The organism is Acidovorax soli, from assembly GCF_900107605.1.
Taxonomy (GTDB): Bacteria; Pseudomonadota; Gammaproteobacteria; order Burkholderiales; family Burkholderiaceae_C; genus Acidovorax; species Acidovorax soli.
Genome location: NZ_FNQJ01000004.1, coordinates 238,284 through 246,438, shown reverse-complemented (window position 1 = coordinate 246,438; position 8,155 = coordinate 238,284). Strand labels below are relative to the sequence as shown.

The following is an 8,155-nucleotide window of genomic DNA, read 5'->3' as shown; positions in this document are numbered from 1 at the left end:
AAAACGTTGTGTGCCAACCCTGCATCGTGAACCTCAAAAGTGGGAGGCCACCATACCCGTTTACAAAGCGAACAGGAAAGTCAATGAAATCAACGGTCTACCCAGACCACCCCCGCGCCAGTGCTAGCTTTGCGTACCGTCACTTATTGCACTGAAAACGAGGAGACCCCCATTAGCAGTGAAGCGAGATCTAGTGGATCAGGTCTCCCCGCCAGTCGCATAAACTCTTGGCGTGAAAAATTGATAGATATAACCATACGGCTAGCCAGCGTGGCTGTCTTGCAACCTAACCGCCCGCAAAGGGCTCTCTGACCGCGTGAGTTCTGCAAGTTTTGATCGCTTCCCTGTTGATGGGCGCCTGTACCGCTTGATCGCCACGGGCCGGAAATACCCATCCCCGACGCCCGAGAAAACACGGCGTGTAATGGTGTATCTCGCAGAGATGGAAGAGTTGGCGACTGGAGACGCCATCTACGCGCGCCGGGATGACGGTTCGATCAAATTTCTGGTGATCGACGAGGCTGCCGGCTCAATCCCCAGCCTGATCCTAGGTTCCTTCTGGCGCGATCGGACACTTCAGCCGGACGACCTTCAAAACTGGGTACAAGTGCGAGACGCTGACCTGCCCCAGCAAACATGGCAGCTGACTACGGTAGGTGCCCTGGGTCTGTCGACGGACTTATCCCTCGGTTCCAAAGACTGGCCTCTGACAGGAACTGACGCTGCAGGGCGGAGAATCAGTGTGGCTGGTATGCCGGTCCTCTACGGACAAACTGCATTGGGGTTACACATTTACATCCCCTGCCACGAAATCTTCCGTCGTTTCTTTGGGGTCACCACTGAATTAGCCAACGCCCTCGTGAGTGGCGCCTGGGCCAGCGAAGTTGGCAACTTGGTCAACCTGGAAACCACACGGGTTACGGAGGAAGGCGATTTCGAAATAGAGCCTCTGGTGAGCTTGAGCAATGTGGCATGCCGTGCGATAGCACTTTTTCAGACGTCTCCTCACGCGCTCACCCAAGCCGCCCAGATATACGTCAGGATTCTCAATGCTGTTAGACGAAGGGATGACTCTCCATGGATCGAAGCCTGGCCACCATGGAAGGACCAGGAAATGCGGGTTTCATTCATGGGTGAGCCGCTCCCCGGCGGAGGAGTGCTTGTACTTTGGATCCACGATGCGCAGTTCCCCAAGCTTGCATACCCCATCACTCGCCTGACGCAGCAGATCATTCCGAAATCTGAACCGGAGGCTCCCACGGGCCCAGTCGAGCCATCGCCACATTCACAGCCAGATGAAGATGATCCACCGGTCATTTCCAGGCCACAGGACGTGCGGCCCATTGGAAGAGCGCTCCACATAGGCATCCAGGACACGTGGAGTGAATTGGAGCCTTTAGGTCGCCGGGTCATTTCCATCAAAACCCTACCGTACGACCCAGACAAGCCCAAGCGCAAACGAACGCCGCGCAAGAACAGGGTGGGAACCGGAAAGCGCAGCGGACAGGGAGAGGTACCACCAGGCTCGCTCAGCAGCGAAGACCAAGTTCGGATTGAAGACCGGTTTCGCGCGCTGGCAGAGTGCTTTGAGTTGATGGTTCAGAAAAAGCACTTGCTCTCGTTTGCGCACTATGGACTTGTGAACTCAGTGGAGACCCCGTCAGCCACCTACTGTGCAATGCCAGCCAACATAGGCGGGACAGACCGATCCTGGGCTTTTGTCGACGAGCGCCCCCGGATGTGCTGGGTCGTCGAATTGACCCGATCAGATGGACAACGGTTCTATTGGCTGGAAACCGAATCCAGGGGCGAAAAGCACCATCGGGCACTTCTCTTGCGAATGCAAGCTAACGCTTCTCTGCCTGCCGCCACCTTGGACACTCTCCTCAAGCAAGTGGTTCTTGGCAAAGGTGTCTGGAAAACTAAAAATCTCGCCCTCAACGACGACGCCTTCGCTACGTGCACCATCAATCACCGCTACCAGGACGGAATGGTCAAGCCTTCGCTCGTGCTGGACAAGATGGAGGAGCTCGCGGGTATACCTCGGTCCTGAGACTCATGCATTGAGTTTGTCCAGGTGGTACTGCACTGCCGCAGTGCTCAAATGATCCGAAGCCATACGTCCGGGAAACACCCAACTCTCACCGGATTCCTGTGCCGATGATGGCCTCGCTGCCATTTCACGCATCAGTGCGGCGACCTCCTGCGGGGCGTCGACCCACTCATCCTTCAAGAACACCTTTGCTCCTGACGCAGAGAGCGCCAACTGGTCCATGCGCAACTGAAGCACATGTTCAAGCCGGGCTCCAAACAGGATGGAGACAAGCTTCGCAATCAGCGGCAACCGTTCATGGCGGCGTATTACGTGCTCAAGACGGTCCTGAATCCTGCGTACCTCCCTGGCGCGATGCGCCGCTGTCGGTAGCTGGCCTGCCTTCTTCTGAATCTGAAGACGCAACGAGACTAAACCAGTTGCGCGAAGGTAGGAGACGAATGCGCTGGCCGAGGCCGTCGATCCTGGAGACTTTCTCAGGTACTGCTCCAGTGCGGTGTCGGACAGGTAGGCGGCACGGCTGACCTGGCTGTGTTGCAGAAGCTGTATTGCCACGTGCAGATAGACCTTGATGCTCCGCAGCGACAGCGGCTTTTCTTTGGCCTGCATGAAGCGATAAAACCCCCGCACATCCGACTCCCAAGACTTCCCTGCGACCTCCAGCAATTGACGCTCGATCAGCCGCTCGAGAGACGTTTGAAGCCGCTCGTGGTTGTTGGCAGTCAACAACCCAGTTTCGTTCATGTACTGCGCCAGAATGCCCATCGACCGGATTTCCTCTGTCGTGAACAGCTTCTGCAGGAATTTGTCGTCGATGTCGCCGCCAGTCACTGAAACGGCGTTGTCGATACGCATCAGAGCCTGTGCATAGCGAGCGAAGCCCGCAGCCACCTTGCTCTCCCGGCCACTGCCGTTGGCCCATCCCACGAAGGACAGTGTCAATTGCTGCGCCTGTTGATCGCTCATCAAATCAATTGCAGCTTGCGCCTTCACCCAATTGGCACGTTTGATGCCGCAAGCAAAGCAGCGTGCAGTGCCCGTTCCACCCACAGTGACCCCGCAGTCAGGACAGGCGTGAGTCGCGTCCAGGTTCTCGGCACATGCCTTGCACAATGGCTCGCGTGACAGCAGCATAAGAAACACGGTGCGGTGTTTTGAGCACTGCTTGCACGTCGCACAGGTCTGATCACGGACACACTGATCACACATGCGGCCGAGCGCTTCCATCCCACTGACCCGGGTAAGGCGCTGCGTGGGCTTCTCGCACACTTGGCAGGGTTTGGCCGATCGGAAGTACCTTGCGCACACGGCACATGCGGCTTGATCGCCGACACGCAGTGCCGCGCGAGGCGTAGGTTTTGCGCAGCGAAGGCACGTCTGATCCTTCAGCTTGCAACTGCGGCAGACAGGCCGCTCTTCAGCGCGATGGCTGCGCGCTGTGCCGCCACATATGTGACAAGTGCGGATAGGGAAAATCCGTGGATAGCAGTTCGAACAATAGCTGACGCCCAGATGCACGCGGTGCGCCTTTTGCATCCCACGCTCGCACTCTCCACACCTTCCTCTGGCAAGCTTCGTGCCCAGATATTCGCTGTCATTCATAGTTATTGAGATACGCGCGCTCGCGAGCGACGCGGCCAGCGCACCTTGCGTGCCAAATCAAGAAGCAACTGGGCGCGCACCTGAGGGTCGGTTGGCATCGAGGTCGACCGTTTGGGTTTCTCACGCACGTCGCGGGCTCGGTTGTATCCGCACCATACCAAGGCACCCCGTGAAGGGTGACATGCCAAGCGCATGATGCGGCCCTCCTGGCTGCGCAAGAGCTCAGCGCGCTCCCAAGTTCGCCAGTAACTCCAATGCTCACCTGCACGGGCGAATCGCGGATCACGTGCGGTGACTTCGCTCAGATGCCGATACAGGGCGCAGAGCGGCCCGGGTTTTCCTGCAAAAGCATCATTCCAAATTCTCTCAAGATGACCGTGCAACTCCAGATCGCACCCTGAGACAGAGAGCGACTCGCGTCCGCAGAGACTGGCAGCACACCGCCCACAGCGCGCCAACACCAGCTCATCATTGCTATAAGGTGTGAACGGCTTCCTGCACTCGGGACAGCAGTCCTGCAGAAGTAGTGAGTGCTCTGGACAAAACCAATTCGTGGCGATACGCCAATCCCTGCGGAGATATCGATCCGGGGCGCCTAGACACCTGCAGCAATACATCTGACCGTAGCGCTTGCGCGCCCACTGAACAAGGCCGACATAAGTGATCCAAGGCTCGAAGCCGATGGCTTGTACCGGGACACCGCACTGTGCAAGAAAGCTGTTGACTGTCATGGCGTCCAACTGGGCGCGCCCGATGCACAGACCTTCTGCAAACTTCTCCAAGAACGTCGCATTGACACTGCGATCAATATCACGCGACCAGACGTCCCGTGTCAAATCCATGGATTTCACGAAAGATGCTGGGTTGTGCGCGGCAGCCCAGGCACGCCTGGCCAGCAGCGATCCCAACAACTCGTCCGGGTGAGGCGCTAGCAGCGAATTAGATTGCACCATCGGTGCGCCCTCCATTGAGAAGGCGCTTGACGAGCTCGTCTATCGCTTTGTCTAGCAGGACGTAGGTAATCCGACTCTCACCTTCGCGCAGGGCCATCTCTGCGGCTGCCCGCACGATCGCACGCACAGATCCAATGGTGCGAGCAGACTTCGTATAGATCAGCTGGACCAGCTTGCCTTGGCTTAAACCAGATGGCTTGGGCAACGGAATGTACATCTCAAAGCTTGCCAGCAAGCGCTGGAAATCCGCATTGGCCTGCCACCTGGGCAAGGCAAGCTTCTGAAACCGGGTCATGAACTGGGGATCAGTGGCAAGCGCTCGCGTTACCTCCTGGGTGCCGCTGCAGACTACAGAAATATTGCGCGTGTTGGAGAGCCGCTTTAGCGCCGCCATGAACAATCGCTGATTGCGCGCAGTTCCATTGAGCATCGCGTGCAGCTCATCAATCACCAGGGTAGTTGTCTGGTGGGCGATCAACTCCTGCGAGACGACCGCCTCCAATCGCTCCGGCGCGGCATCGGGTCTGTGCGGAATGTCCAAGGCGGTAAGGATCGCGCTGAACAGGCGGCCCTCATCGGGCGCCGGCGGACACTCTGCCCACAACACCTTGGTGATGGGGTTTCCAGTCGCATCCAGAACCACCGGATTGCGATTTATAAGCTCGCTGGTCAACGAGGTCTTCCCGTTGTCGCTGTCTGCAATCACTGCTCGGCACGGTGGTCGCTGGACACGAGGATAGGTCACCACATCCGCAAGATCTCGCAAGATGGCCTCAGCGGCCGGATACTCAATGAATCGATCTTTGCGCACAAAGTGGAGGCGATCCTCCAGGGAGGACTGCAGCACCGCCTGAGCGTCGGAATGAAGATGCGCAAAATCCATTAGCTACGCGTACTAAAAGGAAGGACCGGCGCGTCGGAGAATCCAGAGAACATTTCCGAAGGGTCGGGCGCAGGGTTGACCCCACCCAGCATGCGATCCTCGATCTGCGAGCGATCGGGCAGCTTTGGCTTGGTAGTCTTTTTACCCGCCTGGCTCGATTTGCCTGACCGGGCAGCCTTTCTGGCCGCAGTGGTGGTAGCAACCGAAGCGGCCTCACGTTTCTTGGAGCGCTGGCGATAGCCGGCCTTGGCTTCCGTGTCTTCCATCGCCTTGCCTGCTGCGTCATCGCGCGACCTCAGAGCAGAGAACTCCTCGCCAGTCAGCTGGTTCTCGTAGTCGGTATCAGGCTGAAGAGGGAACTGAGGAATCCTGTAGTACTGCCTTGTTTGCGGATCGAGAAACCAGATCGCATCACGGTGCCTCGGGTGCTCCTTGATAACGAACTTCTTTTTTTTGCCTGTTTTTAGATCGACGTAGTTGATCCAGGGAATCAAAACTTCTGAGAAGTAGTCGGCCTTGTTGATACGGATCCCTGTGGGGCTTACGACCCGCGTATCCTGCGGCAGGAAATCGAAGATCAGTTTTTCCGGATCAGTGATTAGTTGGGGAAATCCGCAGGCTGGGGTTTTGCTCGTACCGAGGATTGCTTCTTCCCAAGCTTTGATCGGAGGCTTCCTCAACGCGCCATGCTTGCTCACGTGGTAATGGTTGACGATCCAGTCGGCGATCTCGACTTCCAGTTCACGCAGTGTGTAGGCAGACTTCTTTTTGGAGTCATAGTCGCCTCGCTTTTGCGGATTCGAAAACGTCGTTCCAGGCTTCTTCTGAAGCATCATGTTGACGTTACCGATCATTCGTTCTATGTGGCCCCCATAGCGAGGAGTTTTGACACGGCGAAACTCAGTGTCAATGCGCTGCTCATGGCAAGCATGCTCTAGAACCGCGCCACGAAACTCTTTGGCGTTGTCACAGTGCACCTTGTGGATCTTGCCCTGAACTGGCCAGGAACCGCTCAGATCTAGCTCCGCAAGGTAATCCTTTTTGGACAACATGCCCATCGCAAGCGCCATGCCGGCTGACGTCGAGTTGGGCGTCGACATGCTCAAGTAGAAGCCCACGATCATGCGGGTATAGACGTCGATGACCAGCGTCAGCCAGGGTCGTCCCCAGGGTTCACGCGTATCCGAATAGACGACAGTCATGTCCAAATGGACATGGTCGATCTGCACGACACCGAGAACATTCCTGGTGGGGGGAAACTCGCCGGGCGTGGGCGTGAACTTGTCGGCCTCCTGCGAGAAACCTCTTGCTCTGTGAACCTCTTTAGCCGGTATCTTTTTGATCCGGTTCCGCACTGAATTTATATGCGGCAGCTTGATCTTTTCAGCCTTGCATCTCTCATCAAGCTCCTGAAACACATCCACTACTTTGAGCTTCTGGTCCTGAAGATAGAACTCGTTGATGATGTCTCGGATCATCTCTTCTACCCGCTCGGGTAGGCGCGGGCCCTTCGGACCTCGTTGCCCTGGGATAAGCCCTACAAGGGAGCCCGCATGTTCGTAGTCTTTGATGAGCCGATAGACCGAGGCGATGCTCAGAGCCATCGTCGCAGCGACGCGTGCCACGTCATCGCGCGTTCGCGAGTCCTTGCCTATCAGCTCGTTAAGCTGCTCCAAGCGCTTTTTTGCCAAGTCCTGCTCTGCTTTGGAGAATGCAGCGAGCGCCGGCAGCGGCTCAGCCTTCGCGGCTGAAGACTCGAGAACAGTGTTGGGATGTCTCAAATGGTCCAGCAGGACACTTTCTGTACGACCATTCTGCGCGTGCTGAACGATCACCCGATCGAGTGACAGCACGGCGCATACACGATGCAACTCGTTTTTGTAGGCAACCGCGGCACCGGGTCTCACATCGAATGCTGTGACGGTCTCAGTTGGTATCTGAGTCATCTATGAGTACCTCCTCGAACCAGATTTCTGACGCCATGTTGAGCGGAAAAGCTAGGTTGACACCTATGTATCCCATGGTGAGGAGACGCCACATCACCCCCACAGCCATTGCGCGGTTCTCAAAGTCCTGGAATGCAGCTGCGAGCAGAACTCCTGGAGTCGTGACCTGCAGCTCCTCCAGCGTTTCCAGCAATCGAAGGCCCAAGCCGGCTTTGTCGTCGTAGGTGCGAAAGCCACGAAGAAAAGTGACGTTATCGAGGTAGGGGCCTCGAATCTGTCGCTCAGTCACGACCCGGAAGCTCCAACCTCGGGAGCGACACAACTGCCTCGCTGCCCTGAACCCAAACTCCAGTTCACTCCAGCGATCCCTCAACTCTTCACGGTACTTGATCTCATACAACCCCGGACGGCGCCTTCCGCGCCCGTCCTCAGAACGGAATTTCAGAAGAAAGTCAACTGTGTACCGGCGCAGCCGACCGTTACCAACTCGATACCGAATGCACAACGGCTGGCTGATGATCGTGTCGACCTCGCTATCAAAGTCTGCCAAGTAGGCGAAGTCGCGCTCAAGAGTGCTTTCATACGGCACGGTTTCGCCCGATGCTTGGGCTCGCCCCGTCACGGAGCGATAGCTCCTCGGAATCTTGCGCACACCCTTTTCTGATTCAGTCACATCAATTATTGTAATTTCGCGATCAGTCATAGAAAATTGTGTAGC

6 protein-coding genes are annotated in these 8,155 nt (G+C 56.9%); 1 reads left to right on the top strand and 5 read right to left on the bottom strand.

What is annotated here, in order from left to right; translation table 11 throughout:
• Nucleotides 1-316 precede the first annotated feature (316 nt).
• Nucleotides 317-2,053, top strand: a complete 1,737-nt coding sequence (locus tag BLW02_RS05715) for a hypothetical protein (RefSeq protein WP_139285333.1) — start codon at nt 317-319, stop codon at nt 2,051-2,053.
• Nucleotides 2,054-2,056: 3 nt separating this feature from the next.
• On the opposite strand, the gene BLW02_RS05710 is transcribed toward BLW02_RS05715, so the two are convergent.
• The 5 genes from BLW02_RS05710 to BLW02_RS05690 all read right to left on the bottom strand — a co-directional run bounded on the left by BLW02_RS05710 (nt 2,057) and on the right by BLW02_RS05690 (nt 8,140).
• Nucleotides 2,057-3,187, bottom strand: coding sequence for a hypothetical protein (locus tag BLW02_RS05710; RefSeq protein ID WP_139285332.1), 1,131 nt, complete (start codon nt 3,185-3,187; stop codon nt 2,057-2,059).
• Nucleotides 3,188-3,657: 470 nt separating this feature from the next.
• Nucleotides 3,658-4,608 carry a TniQ family protein gene (locus BLW02_RS20400; protein WP_159433769.1) on the bottom strand — a complete coding sequence of 317 codons (951 nt, stop codon included), beginning with the start codon at nt 4,606-4,608 and terminating at the stop codon, nt 3,658-3,660.
• Entirely contained in the window at nt 4,595-5,491 is an 897-nt protein-coding gene (locus BLW02_RS05700) for a TniB family NTP-binding protein (protein WP_067513362.1), read from the bottom strand. The genes BLW02_RS20400 and BLW02_RS05700 overlap by 14 nt, the downstream gene beginning before the upstream one ends.
• On the bottom strand, nt 5,491-7,437 hold the full coding sequence (locus BLW02_RS05695; protein WP_082759032.1) for a Mu transposase C-terminal domain-containing protein: 1,947 nt from the start codon (nt 7,435-7,437) through the stop codon (nt 5,491-5,493). Before BLW02_RS05695 ends, BLW02_RS05700 begins: the two co-directional genes overlap by 1 nt.
• Nucleotides 7,418-8,140 (bottom strand): TnsA endonuclease N-terminal domain-containing protein, encoded by a 723-nt coding sequence (locus tag BLW02_RS05690; protein WP_066784501.1) that lies wholly within the window; start codon nt 8,138-8,140, stop codon nt 7,418-7,420. Before BLW02_RS05690 ends, BLW02_RS05695 begins: the two co-directional genes overlap by 20 nt.
• Between the last annotated feature and the right edge of the window lie 15 nt (nt 8,141-8,155).

What these genes read in the sequence shown, in the direction of transcription:
- BLW02_RS05710 (WP_139285332.1), bottom strand. Translation starts at nt 3,187, where the DNA reads ATGCTGCTGTCACGCGAGCCATTGTGCAAGGCATGTGCCGAGAACCTG.
- BLW02_RS05695 (WP_082759032.1), bottom strand. Translation starts at nt 7,437, where the DNA reads ATGACTCAGATACCAACTGAGACCGTCACAGCATTCGATGTGAGACCC.
- BLW02_RS20400 (WP_159433769.1), bottom strand. Translation starts at nt 4,608, where the DNA reads ATGGTGCAATCTAATTCGCTGCTAGCGCCTCACCCGGACGAGTTGTTG.
- BLW02_RS05700 (WP_067513362.1), bottom strand. Translation starts at nt 5,491, where the DNA reads ATGGATTTTGCGCATCTTCATTCCGACGCTCAGGCGGTGCTGCAGTCC.
- BLW02_RS05690 (WP_066784501.1), bottom strand. Translation starts at nt 8,140, where the DNA reads ATGACTGATCGCGAAATTACAATAATTGATGTGACTGAATCAGAAAAG.